At 64.6% G+C, this 26,113-nt stretch carries 21 protein-coding genes and 2 pseudogenes; 10 read left to right on the forward strand and 13 right to left on the reverse strand.

Features of this window, described 5'->3' with window-relative positions; all coding sequences use genetic code 11:
- Nucleotides 1–93: 93 nt before the first annotated feature.
- On the reverse strand, nt 94–969 hold the full coding sequence (locus MTX23_RS02415) for an HlyD family efflux transporter periplasmic adaptor subunit (protein ID WP_280975054.1): 876 nt from the start codon (nt 967–969) through the stop codon (nt 94–96).
- Between the two features lie 565 nt (nt 970–1,534).
- Between MTX23_RS02415 and MTX23_RS02420 the strand changes: the two genes are divergently transcribed.
- Nucleotides 1,535–2,601, forward strand: a protein-coding gene (locus tag MTX23_RS02420) for an IS630 family transposase (protein ID WP_280971795.1) whose coding sequence is annotated in 2 segments (ribosomal slippage) — nt 1,535–2,021 and nt 2,021–2,601 — 1,068 coding nt in all. Because the reading frame shifts where the segments join, the coding sequence is not laid out codon by codon here.
- Here MTX23_RS02420 and MTX23_RS02425 read toward each other — a convergent pair.
- The 3 genes from MTX23_RS02425 to MTX23_RS02435 form a co-directional block, all read right to left on the reverse strand.
- Nucleotides 2,591–2,860 carry a hypothetical protein gene (locus MTX23_RS02425; RefSeq protein WP_280975055.1) on the reverse strand — a complete coding sequence of 90 codons (270 nt, stop codon included), beginning with the start codon at nt 2,858–2,860 and terminating at the stop codon, nt 2,591–2,593. The genes MTX23_RS02420 and MTX23_RS02425 overlap by 11 nt on opposite strands.
- Before the next feature lie 231 nt (nt 2,861–3,091).
- Nucleotides 3,092–3,301, reverse strand: a complete 210-nt coding sequence (locus MTX23_RS02430) for a cold-shock protein (RefSeq protein WP_280975056.1) — start codon at nt 3,299–3,301, stop codon at nt 3,092–3,094.
- Between the two features lie 283 nt (nt 3,302–3,584).
- A complete protein-coding gene (locus MTX23_RS02435) occupies nt 3,585–5,597 on the reverse strand; it encodes an AsmA family protein (protein WP_280975057.1) in 2,013 nt (670 codons plus the stop codon).
- A 218-nt stretch (nt 5,598–5,815) separates the two neighbouring features.
- Here MTX23_RS02435 and MTX23_RS02440 point away from each other — a divergent pair, with 218 nt between their 5' ends.
- On the forward strand, nt 5,816–6,490 hold the full coding sequence (locus MTX23_RS02440) for a Crp/Fnr family transcriptional regulator (RefSeq protein ID WP_280975058.1): 675 nt from the start codon (nt 5,816–5,818) through the stop codon (nt 6,488–6,490).
- Nucleotides 6,491–6,727: 237 nt separating this feature from the next.
- Here the strand turns inward: MTX23_RS02440 and MTX23_RS02445 are convergent, their stop codons facing one another.
- The 4 genes and pseudogenes from MTX23_RS02445 to MTX23_RS02460 form a co-directional block, all read right to left on the reverse strand.
- Nucleotides 6,728–9,874 carry an efflux RND transporter permease subunit gene (locus tag MTX23_RS02445; RefSeq protein WP_280975059.1) on the reverse strand — a complete coding sequence of 1,049 codons (3,147 nt, stop codon included), beginning with the start codon at nt 9,872–9,874 and terminating at the stop codon, nt 6,728–6,730.
- Complete coding sequence (locus MTX23_RS02450; protein WP_280975060.1) at nt 9,874–10,791, reverse strand: efflux RND transporter periplasmic adaptor subunit; 918 nt, start codon at nt 10,789–10,791, stop codon at nt 9,874–9,876. The genes MTX23_RS02445 and MTX23_RS02450 overlap by 1 nt, the downstream gene beginning before the upstream one ends.
- Before the next feature lie 267 nt (nt 10,792–11,058).
- Nucleotides 11,059–11,172, reverse strand: a pseudogene (locus tag MTX23_RS02455) (OmpA family protein); the annotation flags it as partial.
- A 209-nt stretch (nt 11,173–11,381) separates the two neighbouring features.
- On the reverse strand, nt 11,382–12,881 hold the full coding sequence (locus MTX23_RS02460; RefSeq protein WP_280975061.1) for a caspase family protein: 1,500 nt from the start codon (nt 12,879–12,881) through the stop codon (nt 11,382–11,384).
- A 355-nt stretch (nt 12,882–13,236) separates the two neighbouring features.
- On the opposite strand from MTX23_RS02460, the gene MTX23_RS02465 reads away from it, so the two are divergent.
- Entirely contained in the window at nt 13,237–14,043 is an 807-nt protein-coding gene (locus MTX23_RS02465) for an N-acyl homoserine lactonase family protein (protein ID WP_280975062.1), read from the forward strand.
- 80 nt (nt 14,044–14,123) lie between these two features.
- Nucleotides 14,124–14,878 (forward strand): annotated as a pseudogene (locus MTX23_RS02470) (IS5 family transposase).
- 189 nt (nt 14,879–15,067) lie between these two features.
- On the opposite strand, the gene MTX23_RS02475 reads toward MTX23_RS02470, so the two are convergent.
- Nucleotides 15,068–15,580 carry a MarR family transcriptional regulator gene (locus MTX23_RS02475; RefSeq protein WP_280978343.1) on the reverse strand — a complete coding sequence of 171 codons (513 nt, stop codon included), beginning with the start codon at nt 15,578–15,580 and terminating at the stop codon, nt 15,068–15,070.
- Between the two features lie 202 nt (nt 15,581–15,782).
- Between MTX23_RS02475 and MTX23_RS02480 the strand changes: the two genes are divergently transcribed.
- From MTX23_RS02480 to fahA, 5 genes are all read left to right on the forward strand, one after another.
- Nucleotides 15,783–17,411: an FAD-dependent oxidoreductase gene (locus tag MTX23_RS02480; protein WP_280975063.1), complete on the forward strand. Its 1,629-nt coding sequence runs from the start codon at nt 15,783–15,785 to the stop codon at nt 17,409–17,411.
- A gap of 10 nt (nt 17,412–17,421) precedes the next feature.
- Complete coding sequence (locus MTX23_RS02485) at nt 17,422–17,652, forward strand: DUF2783 domain-containing protein (protein ID WP_280975064.1); 231 nt, start codon at nt 17,422–17,424, stop codon at nt 17,650–17,652.
- Between the two features lie 29 nt (nt 17,653–17,681).
- Nucleotides 17,682–18,638: an MBL fold metallo-hydrolase gene (locus MTX23_RS02490; RefSeq protein WP_280975065.1), complete on the forward strand. Its 957-nt coding sequence runs from the start codon at nt 17,682–17,684 to the stop codon at nt 18,636–18,638.
- 2 nt (nt 18,639–18,640) lie between these two features.
- Entirely contained in the window at nt 18,641–19,987 is a 1,347-nt protein-coding gene (gene hmgA / locus MTX23_RS02495; RefSeq protein WP_280975066.1) for a homogentisate 1,2-dioxygenase, read from the forward strand.
- 110 nt (nt 19,988–20,097) lie between these two features.
- Nucleotides 20,098–21,366, forward strand: a complete 1,269-nt coding sequence (gene fahA / locus MTX23_RS02500; protein ID WP_280975067.1) for a fumarylacetoacetase — start codon at nt 20,098–20,100, stop codon at nt 21,364–21,366.
- A gap of 176 nt (nt 21,367–21,542) precedes the next feature.
- Here the strand turns inward: fahA and MTX23_RS02505 are convergent, their stop codons facing one another.
- Together MTX23_RS02505 and MTX23_RS02510 are read right to left on the reverse strand one after the other, a co-directional pair.
- A complete protein-coding gene (locus MTX23_RS02505) occupies nt 21,543–21,854 on the reverse strand; it encodes a DUF1272 domain-containing protein (RefSeq protein ID WP_280975068.1) in 312 nt (103 codons plus the stop codon).
- A gap of 144 nt (nt 21,855–21,998) precedes the next feature.
- The gene (locus tag MTX23_RS02510; protein ID WP_280975069.1) at nt 21,999–22,475 is read right to left on the reverse strand and encodes an Lrp/AsnC family transcriptional regulator; all 477 of its coding nucleotides are present in this window, start codon (nt 22,473–22,475) and stop codon (nt 21,999–22,001) included.
- 123 nt (nt 22,476–22,598) lie between these two features.
- Between MTX23_RS02510 and hppD the strand changes: the two genes are divergently transcribed.
- Nucleotides 22,599–23,717: a 4-hydroxyphenylpyruvate dioxygenase gene (hppD, locus tag MTX23_RS02515; RefSeq protein WP_280975070.1), complete on the forward strand. Its 1,119-nt coding sequence runs from the start codon at nt 22,599–22,601 to the stop codon at nt 23,715–23,717.
- Between the two features lie 170 nt (nt 23,718–23,887).
- Here hppD and MTX23_RS02520 read toward each other — a convergent pair whose 3' ends face one another.
- Nucleotides 23,888–25,000 (reverse strand): CaiB/BaiF CoA-transferase family protein, encoded by a 1,113-nt coding sequence (locus MTX23_RS02520; protein ID WP_280975071.1) that lies wholly within the window; start codon nt 24,998–25,000, stop codon nt 23,888–23,890.
- A gap of 300 nt (nt 25,001–25,300) precedes the next feature.
- A complete protein-coding gene (locus MTX23_RS02525; protein ID WP_280975072.1) occupies nt 25,301–26,101 on the reverse strand; it encodes a xanthine dehydrogenase family protein subunit M in 801 nt (266 codons plus the stop codon).
- Between the last annotated feature and the right edge of the window lie 12 nt (nt 26,102–26,113).

A 26,113-nucleotide genomic window follows, 5' to 3' on the forward strand; every position in this document is an offset into this window, starting at 1 on the left:
TGCCGCTTGCCGTGCTGCCTGACGGGAGACGACGTGCGCCAAATTGTCGACGATGTCGCTGCTTGAACGGCGTGAATGGTTGATCGCACCCCCCTACTTCGCGTCGGCATTCTCCGGCACCGGCCGCACCGGATCGCCCTCGCGGAGCAGCGCGCCGGCGCGGGCGACTACGATCTCGCCCTCCTGCACGCCGTCGCGGATCTCGACCTGTCCGGCCGACATCAGCCCGGTCTCCACCCGCCGCGTCTCGACGCGGTCGCGCCGCACCACCTGCACCACCGTGCCGGCGGTGGAATAGAGGATCGCGGTCAGCGGCACCGCGACGCCACAGCTCTGCCCGGTCTTGATCCGCGCGCGGCCGGATGAATTCACCAGCAGCCGCCGGTCGGTGGCAAGCGCGATGAACACCTGGCCGAGCTGGCTGTTCGGCTCCACCGTCGGCGCGACCAGCCGCACCTTGCCGTCGATCTCGCCGGCGCCGAGCACGCTGACCCGCGCCGTCTGGTCGGCCTTCACCTTGGTGATGTCGCGGGTCGGCACCATGCCGACCAGGTCGTACTCGCTCCTGGTGATGATCGTGAACAGCGCCTCGCCCTTGGCGGACGCCGGCGCGCCGACGATCGCCGTGGAGGCCGAGATCGTGCCCGCCACCGGCGCGGTGAGCTTGATTGCATTGCTGCCGTCGGTCAGCCGCGCCAACTGCTGACCCGCGGTGACGGCATCACCGGGATCGGCCATCACCTCCGCCACCTTCAGCCCGAACCGGTCAGGCCGAACCTGCTGCTCGTTCCGCGCCATCACGACGCCCGAGACCTCGACGATATTGTCGAAGCAGGATTTCGCTGCCTTCAGCACGGTGACGGCGACGCCTTTCGGCAGTGCGTCGGTGTTATCAGCGGCAAGCGCCGGCTGCGTCGCGAGCAGGAGCAGCGCGGCGGCGGCAGAACAGCGCGAAAAGCATGGCGTCATCGGCGGATCATTTCCGAAATATGCGGTCCCTGATTAGCAGATGGTGAGCCAAGCAACCAGCGGAGAGGCGGATGCAGCGACCGCTAGCTATGGACGCTGGCGGCGCGATCGACGAAGCGCGCATGTTGGCGGACGGTGAAGTCGTGTGGTTCTGGCGCCCCAGTGGCAGGTGCCCCATCCGCTTGACGCGAACGCGTCGCGCGGAGGGCGGTGACAAGCAAGCCTAGTCTCGCCGGGAAGAGCACGAAGTAAGCCGTAAACCATTGCGCAGGGAAGGCCGGATGTTTCCGGTTGAACCTGTGGTCCTACCCCCGTGCTTTTTTGTTGCACGGGACCCGCGGGTGCAATCGGCGCCCGGCCTTCCCTGCGCCCTCCGATATTCGAAGAGGGTGATCTGGTCGCACAGCTCGGGCGCATCGCGTCGCGAGGCCGCGCACTCACATCCCATGCTGTTTGAAAATCGAATCGGACTAATACCAACGGCCCCCGGATTTGACTCACATTTGGGATTTCCAAATCAGTGAGTTTCTGAATCGATGTTGCTGCGTAGACAGGAGCAATATCGATGGGGGCAGCGGTAGCGATTACGCGGCTTGATTTGACCGCGGGCGAGCTTCGGAAGGCGGCGCGCAGAGAGAAGAATAGTACGGTAGCGCGGCGGATATTGGCGCTTGCGCTTGTGCTGGAGGGCGCGGACCGCAAGAAGGCAGCCGAAAGTTGCGGGATGGATCGTCAGACCCTGCGGGACTGGGTGCATCGTTATAACGCCGAAGGCTTGGCGGGACTGCGGTCGCGCAAACCGACGGGACCGCGGTCGCGGCTGACGACAGAGCAGCAGGCCGAATTGGCCGCGTTGGTCGAGGCCGGTCCCGATCCTGAGCAGCATGGGGTCGTACGTTGGCGGCGGGTGGATTTGCGCGACGAGCTTGAGCGGCGGTTTGGCGTCAAACTGCACGAACGTTCGGTCGGCAAGGTTCTGGCCAAGCTCGGGTACCGCCGGCTCTCGGTGCGGCCGCGCCATCCGCAAGCCGATGAAGCGGCTCAGGAAGCGTTCAAAAAAACTTTGCTACGACCCTCACGACAACGCTCCCCGCTCACGCCCAAGGCAAGCCGATCGAAATCTGGTTCCAGGACGAGGCGCGGATCGGCCAGCAGGGCACGCTGACACGCGTGTGGGCCAAGCGTGGCTCACGGCCTCGCGCGCCGCGCGATCGACGTTACGATTGGGCTTATCTCTTCGGTGCCGCCTGTCCTCAACGGGGCGTCGCCGCGGGTCTTGTCATGCCGACGGCAAATGCAGAGGCGACGTCACTGCATTTGGAGGCAATCAGCCGCAAAGTTGCACCCGACGCACATGCCGTTCTCGTCTTCGACGGCGCCGGCTATCACAGTGCCGGCACCGTCCGAGCTCCGGAAAATATCACTCTGTTACAGCTGCCGCCTTATGCGCCCGAGCTCAATCCGATTGAAAACGTCTGGCAGTACCTGCGCGCCAACAAGCTCGCCATCACCGTCTTCGACGACTACGACGATATCGTCGCCAAGACCTGCGAAGCCTGGAACTTCTTCGCAAATGATCCAGGTCGCATCGCCTCAATCACAAGCCGCACTTGGGCAACAGTCAATCCTTAGGGCCATTGGTATAACGCACGATCCGCTTCACGCGGCGCGTGAGCTTCGGCCGGGGCGCGGATGAGGCAGGCGTCGCATCGCTCGCCGCTTCGGCGTCGCGCGCCTCGCGCAAGGCGCGCAGCCGCTCCATGTTCTTGCGCACGGCGAGCGCCTCGCGCTCGACCTCGGCCATCGCGCGCGCGCCCTCCTCGGCCGCAAGGCGCTGGCGGTCGGCCCTCGCGAGGCTTGCGGGCGACAGGTTGGGCTTCCTGGCGGTCATCGACATCCTTTCAAAAGCATATTCTCGGCGCAAACGCCGCGCCCGTCCCGGGCAACGGCGGGACGCAGTGTCCCGGCAGATCACGCACAAGCGAACATGCCGCAACCCGCCCAATCCGTGGGGATCGAGCGGGTCGCCACGTCATCCCAGTACATCCGTGGAATGACGATACGGCATGATCCGGAAAACCGCGTCGCGGCTTTCCAAACGGATCATGCCCAGGCAACGGGCCTAAACCAGCGAGAGATTCTCGGCGCTGGTCTTGCCGCGCATCTTGTCGGTCTTCACTTCGAACGAGACCTTCTGTCCCTCGGCAAGGCCGGACAAACCGGCACGCTCGACCGCGCTGATGTGAACGAACACATCCTTGCTGCCATCGCTGGGCTCGATGAAACCAAAGCCCTTCTGGCCGTTGAACCACTTCACAGTACCTGTCGGCATCTCTCTTCTCCAAAACGCGCATATGCGCATCTGTTGCGCAAGATTGCGCGTCATCGATTCAACTCACGATGTTCTTTGGAAAAGGGCCGCTCTGACCATTCAACAAGGCACAACGGCTAATCGAATTGTACCAATATACACATCTTTTCCGCGAATACAAGGTGCGGGCCGGCGCGGGTTCCGCTCACTCCGCCGCCGTTGCCTTCGCGCTCGGCTCGCCCTTCCAGCTGAGAATCTCCGCGGCGAGGATCGGGGGATTAAAGCCCTTCGGTGTGCGGGCCTGTCAGCGGTTGAACAGCTGCCGCAGGATGTCGTTCATCGCCGGATTGTCGCCCCGCTGGTCAGGATCGGGCGGCGACGGTGGCGGGGCGGGATCGGCGCTGCGGCCTTGAGTCGAGCCTTGGTTTCCGCGTGTTGCATTACCTTGGTTCAAGGTGGAAAGCCCCTGCTGCAGCAGATTGCCAATGGCTTCGCCAAGCTGTCCGCCGAGCGGGTTGTTCTGGCTCTCGCCGCCTTGCGCCTGGCCGCCATTGTTGGGCTGCCCGTTGCCGCCCTGCACGCCGTTGAGAAGGTCGGAGAGCCCGCCGAGGCCGGCGCCACCAGGCCCGAACAGGCCCTTGCCCATCTCCTTGAGCCTGGCATAGGCCGCTTCGGGGTTGTCGAAGATGCCCTGGACCTCCGGATAGATCCGCGGGTTGGCCCACGGTCCCTCGATCATCACGGGAATGCCGAAGCCGACCGGATTGCCGGCGCGGCCCTGGCCCTCGGTGGTCATCACGAGCTGCGGCTCGACGCGGAAGCCGATCTGCCTGGTGTTGAGGTCGACGGTGCCGGCCCCGGTCATCTTCACCAGCGGGCCGACCAGGTCGAGATCGGTGGTGACGGCCTGGCCGTTGTCGATCTTGAAGGAGGCCGAGAGCTGGCTGAGATCGGTCGAGAGTTCCGCGCTCTCCTGCCAGCCGGACAACGGGCTGGCGGTGAGGTTGCGGATCATCTGCGCGACGTTGAGGCCGATGATCTTGCCGTCCTGGAACGCGGCCAGCGCGGTGCCGCCGAGACCGGCGACGATGGCGCGTTCGCTTCCGCCTTGCGAGTGCAGGTCGAGCTTGGCCTCCATGCGGCCGTCGAGCTTGTCGAAGCCGGCAAGGTTCTTCAGCACCGGCAGCGCGCGCACGCCGTTGAGATCGAGCCGCAGTGCGTAGGTGGGATTGTTGGTGGTGGTGTCGATGGTGAGGTCGCCATTGGCGTTGCCGTCATAGGCGCCGAGATTGCTGAGCCGGCCCTTCAGCACGCCGCTTGCGAGCGAGGCATCGATCGCCGCCGGCGCGAAGCGGCCGTCGCCGATCATGAGCTCCGCCGCCGAGATGCGGGCCTGCGCGTCGACATAGTTGAGCAGTTTGAAGTCGATCGGCGCGTTGCTCCAGGGCTCCGACGCCGTGCCGGGCTGGCTCGGCGTCGTGGCGATCGAAATCCGGCGGAAGTCGAGATCGAGCTTCACCAGCGGCTTGTTGCCGGCGAAATCGACCGAGGTCCAGCCGGTGAAGCCGCCGTCGCCGAGCGTGCCGGACACGCCGTTGAACATCAGAACGGTGCCGTTCAGCCGCAGCTCGGCGTTGGCCTTGAGTGCCGCGGGCAAGAGGCCGGGGGCATCGATGTTGAATTCGGTCGGCGCGTTCTGTCGCTCAAGTGGCGGCGCGGCGGCGCGGATCTCGAATTTCACCGGCTTGTCGCGGGCGCGCGCGTTGCCCGTGACGACGATGCTGCGATCAGTGCCGACCCTCACGTCGGCATTGACCGTCTCGATCCGGTCTTCGACGTGGTCATGGACATTGGAGAGCACGATGGTGCCGCCGCTGATGCTGACGTGCCGGACCGACACAGTACCCGCGTCGCCGGACGAGGCGGATTGCGCCGGCGGATTGTTGTCGCGCGTCCGCTCGCGCTGCAGCGGCAGGTTGACCACGGGCCTGATGATGACGAGGTCGGTGATCTCGGGCCGGCCCGACCAGAGGCTCGACAGCGTCGTCTCGGCCTCGATGCTATCAGCGGTGAAGCGGTTGTTGACCTCGCGCCGCGTCGGGGCCTGCAGCACGACGTCGTTCAGCGTGATGTAGACCGTCGGCCAAAGCGCGATCCTGCCGCTGCCATTGATCGCGACCTTGTAGCCGGTCTCGCGCTCGATCCGCTCCGCGATCGCCGAGGTCAGGAAGCCGGACGGGATCCCGAACGCCCCGAGTAGCGCGATGATCACGGCCGCGGCGGCGATCGCCGCCCCGGCAAATTTCAGTGCTCTCATGTCGTCATTCCAGACCGGGCAAGCGGCATCGGTTCGGTTGCATCGGACGGACAAGGCCGACCAGCCGGGATTATCCCCGAAACGGGAGTTGGCTCCAACGGCCGGAAAAATAATCCGTTACCGGCATGAACTTATGTGACCTCTGACACACTCCCAGGAGGGGGAACTTTGCTAACCGGCGTTGCGGGACCGCTGGGATTGATCTGGAAGGCAGTACCATGAGCAAACAGGCCGAATTTGCGGTCATTTTGAAGATGAACCCGATGTTCGCGGATCTGGGCGCGGACGAATTGCAGCGGCTTTCGGGCCTTTGCCACACCCAGCAGCTCGCGACCGGCGAGGTGCTGTTCCAGAAGGGCGATCCCGGCGACGCCCTGTTCGGGGTTCGCCGCGGCCGGATCCGGATCGAGACCGGCGCCTCCAACGGCAGCCGGCTCACGCTGAATCTCATGGGACCCGGTGATCTCTTCGGCGAGGTCGCGGTCCTCGACGGCCAGGACCGCACTTCGGACGCGACCGCGGGCGAGCCCAGCGAATTGTTTCTGCTGCGGCGGGAGGATTTCCTCAGCTTCCTCGAGCGCGAGCCGAAGGTCGCGGTGCGGCTGATCGAACTGTTGTGCCAGCGCATCCGCTGGCAGGGCGAGCGGATGGAGGAACCCGTGCTGCAGCCGCTGCCGGTGCGGCTGGCGCGGCGGCTGTGCGCGCTGGCCGAGGATTTCGGCTCCGAGGTGCACATCTCGCAGGAACAGCTCGGCATCTTCGTCGGCGCTGCCCGCGAGAGCGTCAACCGACAGCTCCAGAGCTGGCGCAGGGACGGCATCCTGGACCTACAGCGCGGCCGCATCCTGTTGCACAACATGCCCAAGCTGACCGCGGTCGCGCGCAACGATTAACCGGCATTGCAATGCGTGCGGGACAAGCGAACCGTCGTGCGCGTTCTGCTTGCGTAAGGACGTGTGCGATTGCCCAAAAGACATGCTTGCGGGAACCGGTCGCGGCCGCTTTCATCATGATGCGGGTCTTTGGGGTGACACCCAGCCTTGCTGGCCTCACACCATCCATCTGCAAACCCCTGCGGTCCTCCCGTTGACCGCAGGGGTTTTGCTTTCAGCGCCGCCGCGATTGCGCCATCATTCCGCCGCAGGCGAGATCGTGTCCGGCGGCCCCTTGGATGGAGGCTTGGATTGACGGTCGTCCGGGGGGAGCTCGTGGCCGGCATGCGAGACCACGAGCCGTTTGCTGAAGCGCCAGATCAGGGCGCCGATGTCGTCCATCACCATGAACATCGCCGGCACGAACACCAGCGACAGCAGCGTCGAGAACAGGAGGCCGCCGATCACCGCGAGTGCCATCGGCGAGCGGAATTCGCCACCGGCCCCGAAGGCGAGTGCGGACGGCGTCATGCCTGCAACCATCGCGATGGTGGTCATCACGATCGGACGGGCGCGCTTCATGCCGGCGTCGATCATCGCCTCTTCGCGCGTCTTGCCGCCGCGGATCGCCTCGATGGCGAACTCGACCAGCATGATCGCGTTCTTGGTGACGATGCCCATCAGCATCAGGATGCCGATCCACACCGGCGTGGTGAGCTGCTTGCCGGTCAACAGCAGCGCCCCGATCGCGCCGCCGATCGAGAGCGGCAGCGAGAACAGGATGGTGATCGGCTGCAGGAAGGTGCCGAACAGCAGCACCAGCACCGCATAGACCATCATCAGGCCGGCGGTGATCGCGGTGGCGAAGCCGTCGGACAGCTCGTTGAGGCTTTCGGCGTCGCCGGACGGGCTGACCTTCACGCCCTTGGGCAGGCTCTTCATGACCGGCAGGTCGTAGATCAGCTTGGTGGCGTCGCCGAGCGCGGCATTGCCGACGAGGTCAGCAGCCACCGTGGCCTGCCGCTCGCGGTCGTAGCGGTTGATGCTGGTTGGGCCCTGGTCGAGCTTGATGTCGGCGACGACCGACAGCGGCACGCCGCCGCGCTCGCCATGCTGGCCGAGGGGCACCCGCAGCTGTTGCAGCATCTTCAGGTCACCGCGCGCATTGTCCTCGAGCTGCACGCGGATCGGCACCTGGCGGTCGCCGGCGTCGAACTTGGCCAGCGCCGGGCCGACGTCGCCGATGGTGGCGACGCGGATGGTCTGCGACAGGCTCTCGGTCGAGACGCCGAGCCTCGCGGCGAGTTCCGCGCGCGGGTGTATGCGCAGCTCGGGCCGGTCGAGCGCGGTCTCCGAGATCACATTGGCGATGATCGGGATCCGCTTCATCTGCGTCGCCAGCTCGCTGGCGACATTGTTGACGATGTTGCTGTCGGTGCCAGTGACGACCAGCGAGATCGCGCGCAGGCCGTTCTCGTCGAGGAACCAGAACCGGATATCCGGCACGTTCTCGAGCTCCTTGCTGATCGAAAGCTCGAGCTGGCGCTGGGTGATCTTGCGGTCGGCCTTTGGCGTGTAGTTGATGATCAGTGCGGCGCGACGCACCTCCTGGGTGCCCGGCGGCACGCGGCCGCCGTCGACAAACACGCTTCGTACCTCGGGCCGCCTGCGCAGCCGCGCCACGATCTCCTCGGTGACCTTCTCGGTATAGGCAAGCTGCGAGCCCGGCGGCAGCTCCATCGCGAGCAGCGATCGTGCGGTGTCCTGCGCCGGCAGGAAGCCCTGCGGCAGCAGCGTGATGCTCCAGATCGATGCAGCGAAGATCGCAAAGCCGATCAGCACGGTGACGTAGTGGTGCTTCACCGACCAGGTGACGAGGCTGTGGTAGCCACGCAGGATGCGGCCCGGCGGCGGCTCGTCCTGCGAATGATGCTTGAGGAAGTAGGCGGCCAGCATCGGCGTGACGAAGCGCGCGGCGAGCAGCGAGAAGAACACCTGCACCGAGACGGTGATGCCGAACTGCTTGAAGAATTGCCCGGCGACGCCGGACATGAAGCTCGCGGGCGCGAAGATCGCGATGATCGTCAGCGAGATCGCGATCACCGCAAGGCCGATCTCATCGGCAGCTTCAAGTGCGGCACGATAAGGCGTCTTGCCCATCCGCATGTGGCGGACGATGTTCTCGATCTCGACAATGGCGTCGTCGACCAGGATGCCGGTCGACAGCGTGATGGCGAGGAACGAGACCAGGTTGAGCGAGAAGCCGAGGATGTCCATCGCCCAGAACGCCGGGAAGATCGACAACGGCAGCGAGACCGCGGCAATGATCGTGGCTCTGATGTCGCGCAGGAACAACAGCACGATGATGACGGCGAGGATCGCGCCCTCGAACAGGGTCGAGATCGCCGCTTCGTAATTGCCCTTGGTGAACTCCACCGAAGTGTCGATCAGCTTGAGGTCGACGTCGGGATAGGCCGCCTTCAGGGCGTCGATGCGCTTCTGCACGGCGGCTGCGACCACCACGTCGCTGGCGCCCTTGGAGCGCTTGATGCCGAGCGCCACCACCGGCTCGCCGTTGAAGCGGGCGAAGGTGCGGCGGTCGGCGATGGTGTCGGTGACGGTGCCGAGGTCGTCGAGCCGCACCTCGCCGCCGCCGAACAGCGGGATCATGGTGCCGGCGAGCTCGTTCAGGGTCTTGGCGCCGGCGAGTGTGCGGATCGCCTGGTCGTTCTTGCCGATCTCGGCGCGGCCGCCGGCGAGATCGACATTGCTGCCACGCAGGATCTGGCTGACATTGACGGCGGTGAGGCCGACGGCCTGCAACTTGTCTGGATCGAGCGAGACCAGGATCTCGCGCTCGACACCGCCGATGCGCTCCACCTGCGCGACGCCGCGCACGCCCTGCAGCGCGCGCTTGACCACGTCGTCGACGAAATAGGACAACTGCTCCGGCGTTTTGCCGGGCGAGATCGCGGCATAGGTCACGATCGGCAGGCCGATCACATCGACGCGCTGGATCAGCGGCTCGGTGACGTTCTGCGGCAGATTGGCGCGCACGCGGGTGACTGCGTCCTTGACGTCGTTCAGCGCGCGGTCGGTGTTGGTCTCCAGCGCGAACTGGATCGTGGTGACTGACAGGCCGTCGGTGATCGACGATGAAATATGGCGCACGCCCTCGACGCCGGAGACGCCGTCTTCGATCGTCTTGGTGACCTGCGATTCAAGTTCCGAAGGTGCTGCGCCGAACTGCGAGACCGCAACCGAGATCACCGGAATGTCGGCGCTCGGCAGCCGTGTCACCGCGAGTTTGGTGAAGGATACCCACCCCAGCAAGAGCAGGATGATCGAGAAGACGATCGAGGGAAGCGGGTTCCGGATCGACCATGCCGAGATGTTCAAGCCCATTAGCGTGTCCGCGTACGATCGAGGTCTTCGGCAAATATCGTCTTGATCTGGTCGCCGTCATGCAGCGAGGTGCCGGCGTCGGCCACGACGATTTCGCCGACGTCGAGACCCTCAAGGATTTCGGTCGAGGTGTCGGACGTCAGCCCGACACGGACCCTGCGCGTCTCGATCGTATTGCCCTTCACGACCTGCAGCGTCAGGCGGTCGATCGCGGTGCGCGGCACGGCGACGCCGCAGGAGCGCTTGGCGTCGATATTGGCGCGGGCAAACATGCCGACCTTGAGCGTGGGGTTGTTGTTCAGGGAGATGCGGACATGCCCGAGCTGGGTGGTGCGGTCGATCTGCGGCGAGATCAGGCGCACCTTGCCGACCATATCAGGCGCATCGTCCCGGCTGATTCGCACCGTGGCGCCCGGATTGAGCTTCAGGAGCTGGAAGCCCGGCACCTCGGCGTCGAGCTCGATCTCGTTGTTGACGGAGATCTTGAACATGGGAGGGGCCTGCGGCGAGGCCGGCGCGCCGACCGCGGTGCGCACCTCGGTGACGAGCCCGGCCGCCGGCGCACGCAGCACGATCGGCTTGGTATTGCCCTGGGCCGCCTGTTGCGGCGGCGGAGTCAGTCGCGCCAGTTCCTGGCCCTCGGTGACGGCGTCGCCCTCGCGAACCAGGACCTCGGTGACCTTGGAGCCTTCCTGGTCGACATTCACCTGCGCCTCGCGGCGCGGCACGATGAATCCGGTGACGCGGACCATGTCGGAGAAGCAGGCATTGGTCGCTTTCGTCACGACCACCAGCGCCTGGCCGGGCGTCTCCTTCGCTTCCGGGTGGGAGCGGAGCTCGAACGAATAATAGGCGATGCCAAGGGCGACAAGGACGACCGTTCCAAGCGCCGGCTTGAGGTACTGAGGAAAATTCATCGCCGGATCAACCCAGAACTTGGCGCGTCGCAAGCGCTTGTCGAAGCCTCATCCCGCTCGCCACCTTGCTGTCCGGGCGCGCGCAGTCCCGGTCTCCATTCTTTCGGATCATGCTCTGACGTCATGTGAGGCGGGTCACTCGGGCTTGCTTTCACGTTTGCCTTTTCGTTTGCCTCTTCGTTTGCCTTGGGCTTGCCCCAAATGCAAATGCGTCCCGCCGGGGTGCGGGACGCATTGTAACCACAAAAATATGGCATGCCACGCCCATCACCTGGACGCGGAGGCCTTGTTTTCCATGTTCACGACCTGCACGCGGCGGTTCACTTCCGACAGCGGCTGGCTCGGGTCCTTCAGCTTGCTCTTGCCATAGCCGACCGTGACGCGAACGACAGCGCGGCGCCGACGGTCATCATCGAAACGACGGCGGCCAGATGTCCGGACGGCTTGAATATGGAGTCCCTCCTGCGCGCTCCGCGCGGTTCCAAATACCGAAATCGATTGGCCGGCCGAGCCGGTATGCACCCGCTGTCTAGTCGAGCAATTCGGCCGGCAGTTCGAGGTCGGGCCGCGGCCGGCGCCGATTTGCCTCGTCACTTCACGCCGTACTCGGCGAACTCCTTCACGATATTCGGGTCCATCGCCTTGGCGTTGGCGATGTCGAGATCGCCTTCCGCGATCGCGCCGTTGCGTTTCTTGGCGAGGCCCCTTCCGTACAGCGACGACGTCAGGCGCGGATTGATCTTCAGCGCCGCGTCGAAATCGGCGATCGCATTCTTGTTCTGTCCGCTCTTCAGGTTCATCAGGCCGCGGCTGTCGAGCGCATCGACGAAGTTCGGACGCAGCCGCAGCGCCTCGTTACAGTCCTTCAGCGCGGCCTGCAGGTCGCCGATCACGGTGCGGACCCAGCAACGGTTGTTATAGGCCTCGACATCCTTGGGGTTCAGCCGCAGCGAATTGGTGAAGTCGCTGATTGCGAGCTGGTAGGCGCCCTTGCTGGCATAGACCTGGCCGCGGCGATACAGCGCCGCCGCATCGTCCGGATTTTTGTCGAGCCGGTTGCTCAGACCCTTGATCGTTGGATCGTCGGCAAGCGCGAGCGCGGCCGGGCTGGTCGGGGTCGGCGAGGGCTCGATCACCGTGGGCGCCTGAGGGGGCGGTGGCGGCAGGGTGATCTCGGCCTGCTTCGGTGGTGGCGGTGGTGACAGTAGTGACGGCGGGGTTGGGGCAGTCGCAGTCTGAACCGGCGGTGCCGGCCGGGTTGGCGGAGCTGGTGTGGGCTGTGGCGCCGCCGCCTCGGCCGCAGGCGCGGCGGGCGCAAGGCTCGCGGGCTGCGGCGCGCCGCCCGGGATGAAGGAGAAGTCCTCGGCCAGCGACGACGAAATCCACGGTACCTGCTCCTGGCGCGAGGCCCGGGTGACGCCGACCCGGGTGCGGTTCAGCGTCTCTTCCGCCATCAGGTCGGGGGTGCGGATTTCCTTCAGCAGCTCCCGCACAAACAGGCTGTGATCGCTGCCATTATCGGAGACGACCGACGACAGCGCGGCCGAATACATCACCAACGTTCCGTTGGGGGCGATCACCGGGGCAAGGCCCGCCGAAAAGCTGCGGAAGCGGCGCTCGAACGGATTGCGCCTGGAGGCGTCGATCAGGGCGATCTTGACGCCGGCGCCGCGGCTGTTGATCTCGCCGAGCACGGTCTCGAGGCTGATTCCGTCGCGGCGAATGTCGGGCTCGGCCCAGATCTGCGCATCGACCGGGATCATGTAGCTCTGCCGGTTCGACTGGATGCCGTAGCCCGAGAAGAAGATCAGCGCCACCGAGCCCGGCTTGATCTTGGCGTAGAGCTTGTCGAAGGCGCGGCGCATGCCGTCGCCGGTCAGGTTCTCGCCGATATCGACGGTGAAGCCGTCGCGCTTGAGCTCGTCGGCGACATCGCGCGCGTCGTTGATCGGCTCCTTCAGCGGCGCGTCGGCGTCCGGATATTTGGCGTTGCCAATGACCAGCGCGAAACGTTCACCGGCTGCGAGGGATGGGACAGGCGAGGCGATCGAAAAAATCAACGTGGCGAGCAAGGCAAAGCGGATTTTCATGATCGCGGCAATCCAGATCGCAGCGTTCCAAAACAAATGGCGCCGGCTCCAGTTCGCGCCTCGGCGACCTTACTCTACGGAAAAACCATTATCAAACCAGCGCCAGACCGCGTCAACGGCCGGCCGCGGCGTCGTTGATCGCGACGGATGTGCCGGCCGGAGCACAGTCGCCGCGGTCATGGCGCCATCGCCATCGGCGCATGGTGCAAGTTCCCGCGAGCGGATAATGTGATAGCTCTCAGAGACCTTGGCCGTCTCGACATGCATCTGTCACTCTGTCTGCGCGGTTTGACCTTTGCGCGGGGTGGTGGCTTTGTGTGCGGGACGGCAAGCCACTCAAACAAGAGCGAAACCGATGGGAAACGCCTACGAGATCTATGCCTTGCGCTATGCGACCATGTCGCCGCGCACACCCAACATGAACTTCCTGGCGCCTGATCCGCACGACACCACCGCGCAGGATCTCGATTACTTCGTCTGGCTGATCCGCGGCCACGGCCGTGACATCCTGGTCGACACCGGCTTCAATGCGGAGGAAGCCAAGGCGCGCGCCCGCAAGCTGACGCTCAACCCGGTCGATGCGCTGGCCGGCTTCGGTGTAGCCGCCGATACGATCCGCGACGTCATCGTCACGCATCTGCACTACGATCACGCGGGCAATCTCGACCGCTTCCCGAACGCCCGCTTCCATCTGCAGGAGCGCGAGATGAGCTACGCAGCAGGCCGTTGCATGTGCAACGGCCTGCTGCGCCATCCGTTCTCGGTCGAGCATGTCACGCAGATGGTGCGCCATGTCTATGGCGAACGCGTCACTTTCCATTCGGGTGACGGCGAGATTGCACTCGGGATCACCGTGCACCGGGTCGGCGGCCACTCCGACGGCCTGCAGGTGGTGCGGGTCGAGACCGCGCGCGGCCCTGTCGTGCTGGCGTCCGACGCCGCGCATTACTACGCGAACCTGCACAGGCGCAGCCCGTTCCCGATCGTCTACAATGTCGGTGACATGGCGCAGGGCTGGGAGACCGTCGAGCGGCTCGCCGGCCATCCGGACCGCTTCATCCCCGGGCACGATCCGATCGTGAGCGAGATCTACCCGCGCGCCAGCGACAAGGTCGATGCGTTCGCCTTACATCTGGCGCCGTCGCGGTCGTTTGCGAAGTAGGCGCTAAGGTTTGTACTCAATCAGATGTATAATTTTACGTGGAGATATGATTCAAGCTCTGCATTTGCGGGGCTTGGATCATGGCGGGCGAGTTTTGGTTGAATGATCGGCAGTGGGCAGCAATCGAGCCCTTGCTGCCGCAAAATCAGCCCGGCGCTCGTCGAGTCGATGATCGCCGCGTGATCAGTGGCATCATCCATGTGTTGAAGTCCGGCTGCCGCTGGCGCGATTGCCCGGCAGTGTTCGGCCCTTACACGACCGTCTACAATCGCTGGAACCGCTGGTCGCGGCGCGAGGTCTGGCGCAATCTGTTCGAAGCACTTCGGGGCCTGTCGCCCGATGACGACTTCCAGGCCATCGATTCCACGACCGCCAAGGCGCACCGTGCGGCGGCCGGTGGAAAAGGGGGGCGGAGGCTCAGGCCATCGGTCGTTCCCGCGGTGGCAGGACCACCAAGATCCACGCCGTCTGCGACAGTCTCGGACGCGCCATCGCGCTCGAAGTAACGCCAGGTCAGCGTGGTGACATCCGCGCGGCGCTGCCCCTGCTCAGCTCTCTGCCACCACCGCGTTGCTGTGCGGCCGACACGGCCTATGACGCGAACGAACTGCGGCAATTCCTCATCGAACGGGGAACAACCCCGGTCATCCCAAACAATCCCACCCGAAAACGCTTCCATCCGTTCGACCGCGCCGCATACAAGCGGCGCAACCTCGTCGAGCGCATGTTTTGCAGGCTCAAGGACTGGCGGCGCATTGCAACCCGCTATGACAAGCTCGCCAGAAACTTCCTCTCGGCCGTCAATCTTGCTGCCGCTATCATTTGGTGGACCTGATTGAGTCCGGACCTTAGAGCAAGATGAGTTTGGATCGAATAGGTTCGGTCACGTATTCGGTTCACCTCTCCCAAGGGAGAGGCTCCGTTGCGGCTCCAGCTCAACCTAATCTCATCACGCGCTAGCGTCGCTAACGGAGTCGTTGCGCGGGCATGAAGGGTTGAGAGCAGGGCGAGCGGCAGAACTCGCCTAATACGCTTCCTTGGCGTCGGCCTCTTCGCTGGTCTGCACGAGATCGAGGCTTGCCTCGATCTTGCCGAGCAGGCGTCCGAGGTTGCGGCGTTCCTGCGCCGAGAGGCAGGAGAGAATCTCCTGCTCCTTGTGCAGCAGGCGCGGGATCAGCTCTTCGTACAGCGCCTGCCCCTTCTTCGTCAGTCGCAGGCGGAATTCGCGGCGGTCGTCCTCGTTCTCGACGCGCTCCACGATCTCGCGCTCCATCAGCGCCGAGACCGCGCGGCTGATGGTGGATTTGTGCGTGCGGGTGCAGTGCGCGATGTATTGCGCACTACAGGCGTCGGCGCGAAAACCAAGCGTCGCGAGCACGCGCCACTCCGGTATGTCGAGGCCGTAACGCGCCTGATATTCGCTCGACAGCGCCGAGCTGACCTCGGCCGAAAGCCGGTTCAACCGGAACGGCACGAAGTGGAACAGATCAAGCCGCTTTTTTCCGGGGGCGGCGTCGTCGCGCAGATCGCCGTCCAGCGCGCCGCGTGCGCGCACAGGAGGCTGGCTTGCAGAGGTCCTGGCCAAAAATCCCTCCAATTTGAGTTGACGACGGGCTCGACTGGGAGTTTAAGATAGTTGCAAGTGAGACTAATTTAGCAAGATCGCGCGCCGGTCGCAAGCCTGTCATGGAAGTCCACGGCCAAAGGCCGGCGCGGAAGGAAACATCCAGGGTCACGCTATGGCACAAGCCAATACGGCACAGGCCAAAACCCAATTCGGCTACCGCCGCCATCCCGACCAGGACCGGTCGGGCGCCAAAGTGGCGGAACACCCTGTCGTGATCGTCGGCGCCGGCCCGGTCGGGCTGTCGCTGGCGATCGATCTGGCGCAACGCGGCCAGCACGTGGTGCTGCTCGACGATGCCGATCGGATCGGCGAGGGCTCGCGCGCAATCTGCTTTTCGAAACGCTCATTGGAGTTCTGGGATCGTCTCGGCGTCGGCGACCGCATGGTCGACAAGGGCGTGGTGTGGAGCGTCGGCCGGATCTTCCACGGCGACGCGCAGCTCTATCAATTCAATCTGCTGCCCGAGGAAGGCCACAAGCGGCCGGCCTTCATCAACCTGCAGCAGTTCTATGCAGAGGCCTATCTGGTCGATCGCGTCGAGCAACTGCCCGGGGTCGATCTGCGCTGGCGCAACAAGGTGGTCGCGCTGGAGAGCCGCAACGATTGCGTCGCGCTGACGATCGCAACCCCCGACGGTGCGTACCAGGTGCGCGCGACCTTCGTGATCGCTTGCGACGGCGCCCGCTCGTCGCTGCGGCAGATGGTCGGCGCGGAGTTCGCAGGCCAGGTGTTCGAGGACCAGTTCCTGATCGCCGACGTCAAGATGACCGCGGCGTTCCCGACCGAACGCTGGTTCTGGTTCGATCCGCCGTTCCATGCCGGCCGCTCGGCGCTATTGCACAAGCAGCCGGACGACATCTGGCGGATCGATCTGCAGCTCAACCCGGATGTCGATCCGGTCGCGGAGAAGCGGCCGGAGAACGTGCGGCCGCGGATCGAGCGCATGCTCGGGCATGACAAGTTCGACTTCGAGTGGATCTCGCTTTACAAGTTCCAGTGTCGGCGGATGGCCAAGTTCGTCCATGGCCGGGTGATCTTCGCGGGCGATTCCGCGCATCAGGTCTCGCCGTTCGGCGCGCGCGGCGCCAATTCCGGGCTCGAGGACGCCGAAAACCTGGCGTGGAAGCTCGACCGCGTGCTGCGCCGGCGTTCGCCGGAAGGGCTGCTGGAGAGCTATCACATCGAGCGCAGCGCGGCGGCGGACGAGAACATCCGCGAATCGACGCGCTCGACCGACTTCATGGCGCCGGCGACCCGGCAGGAGGCGCGGCTGCGCCAGGCGGTGCTGTCGCTCGCCAAGGAAACCGAATTCGGCAAGCGCATGGTCAATGGCGGCCGGCTGTCGGTGCCCTCGGTCTACGACACGCCGCTATCGACGGAGGATCGCGACGAATGGCGCGGCGGCCCGAGGCCCGGCGCTTCGATGGTGGATGCGCCCGTTGCGGAACGCGACGGCAAGTCCACCTTCCTGACCGAGGCCTTCATCAAGCAGGGAACGCGTTTCACGCTGCTGGCGTTTGGCAGTGGAGCGGCCGCCGACGTGCCGGAAGGCGTCGGCAAGATCCAGGTCGGCGGCGAGGGCGGCTTGGTCGATTCCCAGGGTCTTGCCGCCATGCGCTACGAAGCTGCGCCTGATACGGCCTATCTGCTGCGGCCGGACGGCTACGTCGCGGCGCGCTTCCGCAAAGCGCAGCGGCCGGCGCTCGATGCGGCGCTGGCGCGCGCATCCGGCCTGAACTGAGGTATCGCCGATGGCGCTGTCGACCAGCTCGAATTTCGCAAGGCCCGATGATGCCTTCCGCGCCATCGTCGAGGCGCATCGCGGCCTCACCGAGGCCCAGAGCGCCGATTTCGATGCCGCGCTGGTTCTGGTGCTCGCAAACCACATTGGCGACATCGATGTGCTGCGTGAGGCGATCGCGCTGGCGAAGCGCCGGACGCTGGATGCGAGCCAGCAGCAGCAGCAACAGCAACAACAATAGTCTCGACGTAAACGAACAGGATTGAACTGATGGCCAAAGGTTTCGCCTCGACCACCGACCTCGCGGAGAAGAAGGTCACCTTCTCCGAGATCGGGACCGATCTCTATGCCTTCACCGCCGAAGGCGACCCCAACACCGCCGTGATCGTCGGCGAAGACGGCTGCTTGGTGTTCGACGCGCAGGCGACGCCCGCGATGGCCAACAAGGTGATCGAGCGAGTGCGCACGGTCACCGACAAGCCGATTAAATATGTCGTGTTGTCGCATTATCACGCCGTGCGCGTGCTCGGTGCGTCCGCCTATCACGCGCAGGGTATCGTCGCCTCGCAGGAGACCTATCGGCTGATCCAGGAGCGCGGCCAGCAGGACTGGGATTCCGAGTACGGACGCTTCCCGCGCCTGTTCCAGGATGCCGCGAGCATTCCCGGTCTAACCTGGCCGACGCTGGCCTTCGAAGGCGAGATGTCTATCTATCTGGGAAAACGCGAGGTGCGGCTGATGCAGCTCGGCGCCGGCCACACCTCCGGCGACATCGTCGCCTGGGTGCCGGATGCCGAGGTGATGTTCTCCGGCGATCTCATCGAGTACCACTCGGCCTGCTATTGCGGCGACGCGCATTTGCGCGAATGGCCGATGACGCTGAACGAGATCCGCGCCTTCAATCCGAAGGCGATCGCGCCGGGCCGCGGCGATGCGTTGACCGGCCTGTCGACCACGCGCGATGCGATCGCAATGACCCGCGACTTCGTCACCACGCTCTATGGCGCCGCCGAAAGCTCCGTCGCCAAAGGCCGCACGCTGAAGGAATCGATGGCCGCGACGCGCGAGGTGATGGATCCGAAATTCGCAAGCTTCGCGATTTACGAGCATTGCCTGCCGTTCAACGTCTCCCGCGCCTATGACGAGGCGTCCGGGATCGACGATCCCGTGATCTGGACCGACAAGCGCGACCAGGAAATGTGGGCCGCCCTGCAAGGAGGAGGATGACCATGAATATCAACACCTCACCTGATCAGATCGTTCGCAGCACCGCGCAGGTGACGCCGGGCTACATGTCCGGCTTCGGCAACAGCTTTGAGACCGAGGCGCTACCCGGCGCGCTGCCGATGGGGCGCAACTCGCCGCAGCGCTGCGCCTACGGGCTCTACGCCGAACAGCTCTCGGGTTCGCCGTTCACGGCGCCGCGCGGGACCAACGAGCGCTCCTGGCTCTATCGCATCCGTCCGTCGGTCAAGCATTCCGGCCGCTTTGCCAAGGTCGATGCCGGGCTGTGGCGCACCGCGCCGTGCCACGAATACGACATGCCGATCGCGCAACTGCGCTGGGACCCCGCGCCGATCCCGAAGGAGGACAAGACCTTCCTGCAGGGTGTGCAGACCATGACCACGGCGGGCGATGCCAACACGCAAGCCGGCATGGCGGCGCACGTCTATCTCATCACCAAATCGATGGTGGATCAGCATTTCTACAATGCCGATGGCGAGATGCTGTTCGTGTTGCAGCAGGGCAATTTGCGCTTCGTCACCGAGTTCGGCCGCATCGATGCCGAGCCTGGCGAGATCGTGGTGATCCCGCGCGGCGTCAAGTTCCGCGTCGAGATTCTAAATGGTCCGGCGCGCGGGTATCTCTGCGAAAACTACGGCGGTGCGTTCACGCTGCCGGAGCGCGGCCCGATCGGCGCCAACTGCCTCGCCAATTCGCGCGACTTCCTGACGCCCGTTGCGTCCTATGAGGACAAGGACACGCCGACCGAACTCTACGTGAAATGGGGCGGCTCGCTGTTCAAGACCACGCTGCCGCATTCGCCGATCGACGTGGTCGCCTGGCACGGCAATTATGCGCCGTACAAATATGACCTGCGCGCCTTCTCGCCGGTCGGCGCGATCGCCTTCGATCACCCCGATCCCTCGATCTTCACGGTGCTGACCTCGCCGTCGGAGACCGCGGGCACCGCGAATATCGACTTCGTGATCTTCCCGGAGCGCTGGTTGGTGGCCGACAACACCTTCCGTCCGCCGTGGTATCACATGAATATCATGTCGGAATTCATGGGCCTGATCTACGGCGTCTACGACGCCAAGCCGCAGGGCTTCGTGCCCGGCGGAATCAGCTTGCACAACTGCATGCTGCCGCACGGCCCCGACCGCGAGGCCTTCGAGCACGCCAGCAACACCGAGCTCAAGCCGGTGAAGCTGACCGGCACCATGGCCTTCATGTTCGAAACGCGGTTTCCCCAGCGCGTTACCAAGCATGCGGCGACGTCGTCGACGCTGCAGGACGATTATTCGGATTGCTGGAAGGGCTTGGAAAAGAAGTTCGATCCGAGCAAGCCGTAGAATTCATGTCGATCGTCATCGCCGGGCTTGACCCGGCGATCCATCGGGCTTCCTGAAGATGGATGCCCGGGTCAAGCCCGGGCATGACGACTTTCTGATTGGAGAAATCCGTGCCCCACCCGAACGACCCCAAACTCCGCTCCTTCATCGACGTTGCGCCGACCTCCGACTTTCCGATCCAGAATCTGCCTTATGGCGTGTTCTCGGCGAACGGATTGGCCCCTCGCGTCGGCGTCGCGATCGGCGACTATGTGCTCGATCTCTGGGAGCTCGAGCAGGACTCGCGGCTCGATGTCGGGCCGCTCGGCGTGTTCTCGCAGCCGTCGCTCAACGCCTTCATGGCGCTGGGGCCGAAAGTGTGGTCGGCGACGCGGGCGCGGATCAGTGAGCTGCTGCGCTCCGATCACCCGGAGCTACGGGACAACAGGGAATTGCGGGCGCGGGCGCTGGTGCCCATGGCGAATGTGAAGCTGCACATGCCGTTTGCCGTCTCGGGCTACACCGATTTCTATTCGTCGAAGGAGCACGCCACCAATGTCGGCGTCATGTTCCGCGGCAAGGACAACGCGCTGCAGCCGAACTGGCTGCACATGCCGATTGGCTATAACGGCCGCGCTTCGACCGTGGTGGTGAGCGGCACCAAGGTGCGCCGGCCGCGCGGCCAGCTGAAGCCGCCGACCGCTGAGGTGCCGAGCTTCGGCCCGTGCAAGCGGCTCGATTTCGAGCTCGAGATGGGCGTGGTCGTGGGACAGGCGTCGCCGATGGGCGAGATGCTGACCGAGAAGCAGGCTGAGGAGATGATTTTCGGCTTCGTCATCCTCAACGACTGGAGCGCGCGCGACATCCAGCAGTGGGAGTACGTGCCGCTCGGCCCGTTCCAGGCCAAGGCGTTCGCGACCTCGATCAGCCCCTGGGTGGTGACGCGCGAAGCGCTGGAGCCGTTCCGCATGCAGGGCCCGGCGCAGCAGCCGGAGCCGCTCGCCTATCTGAAGCAGGCGCAGCCGAACAATTACGACATGCAGCTCGATGTCGCGCTGGGTGCGGGATCGATGAACGAGGCGAAGACGATCTGCAGCACCAATTTCAAGTACATGTACTGGTCGTCGGTGCAACAGCTCGTGCATCACGCCTCATCCGGCTGCGCCATGAATGTCGGCGACCTCTTAGGGTCAGGCACGATCTCCGGTCCGGAGAAGCACCAGCGCGGCAGCCTGCTCGAGATCAGCTGGAACGGCACCGAGCCGGTCGAGCTTGCCGGCGGCGTCAAGCGCTCGTTCCTCGAAGACGGCGATTCGCTCGTCATGCGCGGCTGGTGCCAGGGCGACGGCTACCGCGTCGGCTTCGGCGAGGTCGAGGGGACGATCGTCGCGGCGGAATAGTTCGTTCGATCGCCCGACAGAGTGCTTCACCTCCCCTTGAAAAGGGGAGGTTGGTTTGCGCTGCAGCGCGAAGCGGGTGGCGAATGCCGGCGTCCGCGGCTTGACCCCCACCCCTCCCTCGCCCTTGCAGGCCCGCAAGGCGGGAGGGGGCTAGAGAGGGGACAAAATATCGCCGATCACCTCTCTTCCGGCCTGATATCCTTCAGCCGCGCCGAATGCGCGGCAATATCCTCGAGGCTATATTTCAGGTGCACCCGCTTGTCGGACGGCGGCTGTTTCGCCGAGCACACGCCCGGCCGCCACTCCTTCGCGGGCCGGATGGGCCGCGGCGCGAAGCCGCCGCCGCAGTTCGGGCAGACATTGCCGAGCTTGGTGTCGGCGCAATCCGCGCAAAATGTACATTCATACGAACAGATCCGCGCATCTGTCGCGTTCGGCGGCAGGTCCTTGTCGCAATATTCGCAGTTCGGTCGCATCTGCAGCGCCATCGTCGTCCCTCTTGCCGGATGTTGGAGGAATGATCGCAAATCGGGCCAGGAAAGCGAATGACGGATTTCCCTCGATTTGCGCCAGAGCAGAGCGTTTTCCAGCGAAGTGGGACCGGTTCGCGTGAAGAAAACGCGTCAAAAAGACTACCCCTGCAACGTCGTCAGCGGCAGCTTTGAGCTCTCCTTGAGGCGATCGAGCACGATGGAGGAGCGCACATGGGCGACACTCTGGTGCGGCATCAGCACGTTGTTGACGATGTCGGACAGGCTCTTGAGGTCGCGCAGCATCACCTTGAGCACGTAATCGGCATCTCCCGTCAGCGCATAGGCCTCCTGGATATCGTCGACGCGGTTGACCAGCTCGCGAAACCGCTTGGCGTTGTCGGGCGAATGGGTCGCCAGCGTGATGTGGACGAAGGCGATCAGGCCGAAGCCGAGCGCTTCGCCGGCAAGGTCGGCGTGGTAGCCGGAAATGACCTTCTCCTCCTCCAGCCTCATCCGGCGGCGGGAGCATTGCGAGGCGGACAGGCCGACAAGGTCGGCGAGTTGCTGGTTGGTTAGCCGGCCGTCGTCCTGCAACGCGGCGAGCATCTTGAGGTCGAAGGCGTCGACTTCAGTCATGCGCAGAAAGCCAATCTAATGCACGGATTGTGTGCGATGCTAGCGAATCTAGCGCTGCTTTGCACGCACATTGCGCGGCAAATGGTGGAAATTAACCTCGAGACAAGTCAGGGAGATTCCGCCATGGGTCCGTTTCCTCACAATGCGCCGCCGGCCGAGATCAGCGCCGACAACCCGATGGGCACCGACGGCTTCGAGTTCGTCGAATATGCCCACCCCAATCCGGAAGAACTGCACGCGCTGTTCAAGCTGATGGGCTTCGTCGCGGTCGCCCGCCACAAGACCAAGATGATCACGGTCTATCGCCAGGGCGACATCAACTATCTCGTCAATGAGGAGCCCGCCACCCACGGCTTCAACTTCGTCGCCGCGCACGGCCCGTGCGCGCCGTCGATGGCGTTCCGCGTGGTCGATGCCAAGCGGGCCTATGAGCGCGCGCTCTCGCTCGGCGCCGAGCCGTCCGATGCCTCATCCGCGCAGAAGACGCTCGACGTCCCCGCGATCAAGGGCATCGGCGGCAGCCTGCTCTATTTCGTCGATCGCTACGGCGCCAAGGGCTCGGCCTATGACGCCGAGTTCGAGTGGCTCGGCGCGGAGAATCCGCGGCCCGCAGGCTCCGGCCTCTATTACGTCGATCACCTCACCCACAACGTTCATCGCGGCCGCATGGACGCCTGGACCGGCTTCTACGCAAAGCTGTTCAACTTCCGCCAGATCCGCTTCTTCGACATCGAGGGGCGCGCATCGGGCCTGTTCTCCCGGGCGCTGACCAGCCCGGACGGCAAGATCAGGATTCCGATCAACGAGGACGCCGGCGATTCCGGGCAGATCGAGGAGTATCTCAACATTTATCGCGGCGAGGGCATCCAGCACATCGCCTGCGGCGCCCGCGATATCTATCGCACCGTCGAGACGCTGCGTGACGCCGGTCTGCCGTTCATGCCGTCACCGCCCGACACTTATTTCGAGCGGATCGACACCCGCCTGCCGAAGCATGGTGAAGACGTCGCGCGGCTGCAGACAAACGGCATCCTGATCGACGGTGAGGGCGTGGTCGATGGCGGCCAGACCAAGGTCTTGCTGCAGATCTTCTCGGCGAACGCGATCGGACCGATCTTCTTCGAATTCATCCAGCGCAAGGGTGACGACGGCTTCGGCGAAGGCAACTTCAAGGCGCTGTTCGAATCGATCGAGGAGGACCAGATTCGCCGCGGCGTGCTGAAGGTCGATCACGCGGCGTAGGACTTCGTCGGTACGGCGCTACGCGTCCTTATCCACTCTGCGTTCTCTGCGCCGTCATTGCGAGCGAAGCGAAGCAATCCATTTCGCCGTTCGCGGAACGATGGATTGCTTCGTCGCTTCAGCGCAAAATTGCCTTGCAATTTTGTCGCGAGCTCGCATGACAGCGGAAGTTACCTCGCGACCTTCCACGCGCTCGTCACATCCCCGATCTTCGCCACCTCCGGCTCGCGGATCGCCGACGGGGTCCGCGAGAAGCGCGGCGCGGGGGCGGGCTGGGTGACGCCGTGGCGCTCGACAAACACCTTGCGCGCCGCCATGTGCGGATGCTTCGGCGCCTCCTCCATGGTGAGTACGGGCGCGAAGCAGATGTCGGTGCCTTCCATGATCTTGCACCAGTCCGCACGCGTCTTGCTCTTGAAGACCTTGGTCAGCTTCTCCTTCAGCCCCGGCCACGCCTTGCGATCCATCTGCGCGTCGAAATCGGCGCCGGTCAGATCGGCATGCTTGCGCAGCAGCGCGTAGAATTGCGGCTCGATCGAACCGATAGAGATGAAGTTGCCGCAGGAGCATTCGTAGACGCCGTAGAAGTGCGCGCCGCCATCGAGGAAGTTCTGGTCGCGGCCGCCGCTCCAGCGGCCCTGTGCGCTCATGTCGTAGAACATCGACATCAGCGACGCCGCGCCGTCGCACATCGCGGTATCCACCACCTGGCCCTTGCCGGATTTCTGTGCTTCGAGCAGCGCGGCGAGCACGCCGACCACGAGATAGAGCGCGCCGCCGCCGAAATCGCCGACCAGGTTGAGCGGCGGCACCGGCTTCTCCTTGGTGCCGATCGCAGCCAGCGCGCCGGTTATCGAGATGTAGTTGATGTCGTGGCCGGCAGCGTGCGCCAGCGGCCCTTCCTGGCCCCAGCCGGTCATGCGGCCATAGACCAGCTTCGGATTGCGCGCGAGCACGACGTCGGGGCCGAGACCAAGGCGCTCCATCACTCCGGGGCGGAAACCCTCGATCAGCGCATCGGCATGACCCAACAGCTCCAGCACCTCGGCGACCGCGGCCTTGTTCTTGAGATCGAGCTCGATCACCTTGCGGCCGCGCGTTGCGACCGCCTTCAGGTTCTTGCCGGCGCCGACGCGATCGAGGGTGATGACCTCGGCGCCCATGTCGGCGAGCAGCATGCACGCGAACGGGCCGGGGCCGATGCCGGCGAATTCGACGATGCGGAAGCCGACGAGCGGGCCGGAGGTGCGGGCGGCAGTTTGGGAGGCTGGTTTATCGAGCACGTTGTTGGTCCGTTGTAGTTAGGAGTTATGCGGATGAGGTCTCGTGGCTGCGGCGGTATCGCTGCGCGTCACCTGACGTCGGACTCATTACACGGTCGTGGCAAACGGTGTGCGTCGGTGATGCCGAATGTCATGCGCGCGTCCTCGCCCCGTCCGTGCGACGGTATTTTTAATTAGCTGATTAGCTAAATTGTCTCGCCGAATACGCCGTGTGGCAAGCGGCTTTTTGTCCGTGCTCATCCGCAAAAAAGAACGGCGCGCATCGCTGCGCGCCGTTCTTGCACTTGTGTCTAGACGCTATCAACCCGCGGCGGTGACTGCGCGCTGTCCCATCACCTTGATCAGGTTGGCGCGATAGTCTGCCGAGCCGTGGATGTCGGCGAGCAGCCCGTTCGACGGGATCTTGACGCCATCGAGCGCACTGGGCGACCAATTCGCCTTCAGCGCGCCCTCGATCGCCGGGACCCGCATGACGCCGCTCTGCGACGCGCCGGTCGCCGCGGCACGGACGTCGCCAGCCTTGGTCTGGGCGACGAACACGCCGGTCAGCGCGAAGCGCGAGGCCGGGTTCGGAAATTTCGCATAGCCCGCCTTGGCCGGAACGGGGAACGAGACCGCCGTGATGATCTCGCCGTCCTCAAGCGCGGTCGCGAACAGGCCCTTGAAGAAGTCCTCGGCGGCGATCGACCGCTTGTTGGTCTTGATCGTCGCGCCAAGCGCCAGAACCGCCGCGGGATAGTCCGCCGCCGGATCATTGTTGGCGAGCGAGCCGCCGATCGTGCCGCGATGGCGCACGGCGGGATCGCCGATCATCGACGCCAGATTGGCGAGCGCCGGGATCGCCTTCCTGACCGCATCGCTTTGCGCCACATCGTGATGCGGCGTCGCGGCCTTGATGGTGACCGTGTCGCCCGAAACCTCGATGCCGATCATCTCCGGCACCTTGGAGAGGTCGATCACGTCGGACGGCGCGGCGAGACGCTGCTTCATCACGGGGAGCAGGGTTTGTCCGCCGGCAAGGAATTTTGATTCCGTGCCCTTGGCGAAGGTTGCCGCGGCGTCGGCGACCGAGGAAGCGCGGTGATAATTTGTCTCGTACATGGCTCTTCCTCC

Origin of the sequence: Bradyrhizobium sp. ISRA436 (assembly GCF_029910015.1) — a bacterium.
GTDB lineage: Bacteria > Pseudomonadota > Alphaproteobacteria > Rhizobiales > Xanthobacteraceae > Bradyrhizobium.

Bases quoted from the DNA above. Each gene is read 5' to 3' on its own strand.
- MTX23_RS02415 (WP_280975054.1), bottom strand. From the start codon at position 969: ATGACGCCATGCTTTTCGCGCTGTTCTGCCGCCGCCGCGCTGCTCCTG.
- MTX23_RS02425 (WP_280975055.1), bottom strand. From the start codon at position 2,860: ATGACCGCCAGGAAGCCCAACCTGTCGCCCGCAAGCCTCGCGAGGGCC.
- MTX23_RS02430 (WP_280975056.1), bottom strand. From the start codon at position 3,301: ATGCCGACAGGTACTGTGAAGTGGTTCAACGGCCAGAAGGGCTTTGGT.
- MTX23_RS02435 (WP_280975057.1), bottom strand. From the start codon at position 5,597: ATGAGAGCACTGAAATTTGCCGGGGCGGCGATCGCCGCCGCGGCCGTG.
- MTX23_RS02440 (WP_280975058.1), top strand. From the start codon at position 5,816: ATGAGCAAACAGGCCGAATTTGCGGTCATTTTGAAGATGAACCCGATG.
- MTX23_RS02445 (WP_280975059.1), bottom strand. From the start codon at position 9,874: ATGGGCTTGAACATCTCGGCATGGTCGATCCGGAACCCGCTTCCCTCG.
- MTX23_RS02450 (WP_280975060.1), bottom strand. From the start codon at position 10,791: ATGAATTTTCCTCAGTACCTCAAGCCGGCGCTTGGAACGGTCGTCCTT.
- MTX23_RS02460 (WP_280975061.1), bottom strand. From the start codon at position 12,881: ATGAAAATCCGCTTTGCCTTGCTCGCCACGTTGATTTTTTCGATCGCC.
- MTX23_RS02465 (WP_280975062.1), top strand. From the start codon at position 13,237: ATGGGAAACGCCTACGAGATCTATGCCTTGCGCTATGCGACCATGTCG.
- MTX23_RS02480 (WP_280975063.1), top strand. From the start codon at position 15,783: ATGGCACAAGCCAATACGGCACAGGCCAAAACCCAATTCGGCTACCGC.
- MTX23_RS02485 (WP_280975064.1), top strand. From the start codon at position 17,422: ATGGCGCTGTCGACCAGCTCGAATTTCGCAAGGCCCGATGATGCCTTC.
- MTX23_RS02490 (WP_280975065.1), top strand. From the start codon at position 17,682: ATGGCCAAAGGTTTCGCCTCGACCACCGACCTCGCGGAGAAGAAGGTC.
- hmgA (WP_280975066.1), top strand. From the start codon at position 18,641: ATGAATATCAACACCTCACCTGATCAGATCGTTCGCAGCACCGCGCAG.
- MTX23_RS02505 (WP_280975068.1), bottom strand. From the start codon at position 21,854: ATGGCGCTGCAGATGCGACCGAACTGCGAATATTGCGACAAGGACCTG.
- MTX23_RS02510 (WP_280975069.1), bottom strand. From the start codon at position 22,475: ATGACTGAAGTCGACGCCTTCGACCTCAAGATGCTCGCCGCGTTGCAG.
- hppD (WP_280975070.1), top strand. From the start codon at position 22,599: ATGGGTCCGTTTCCTCACAATGCGCCGCCGGCCGAGATCAGCGCCGAC.
- MTX23_RS02525 (WP_280975072.1), bottom strand. From the start codon at position 26,101: ATGTACGAGACAAATTATCACCGCGCTTCCTCGGTCGCCGACGCCGCG.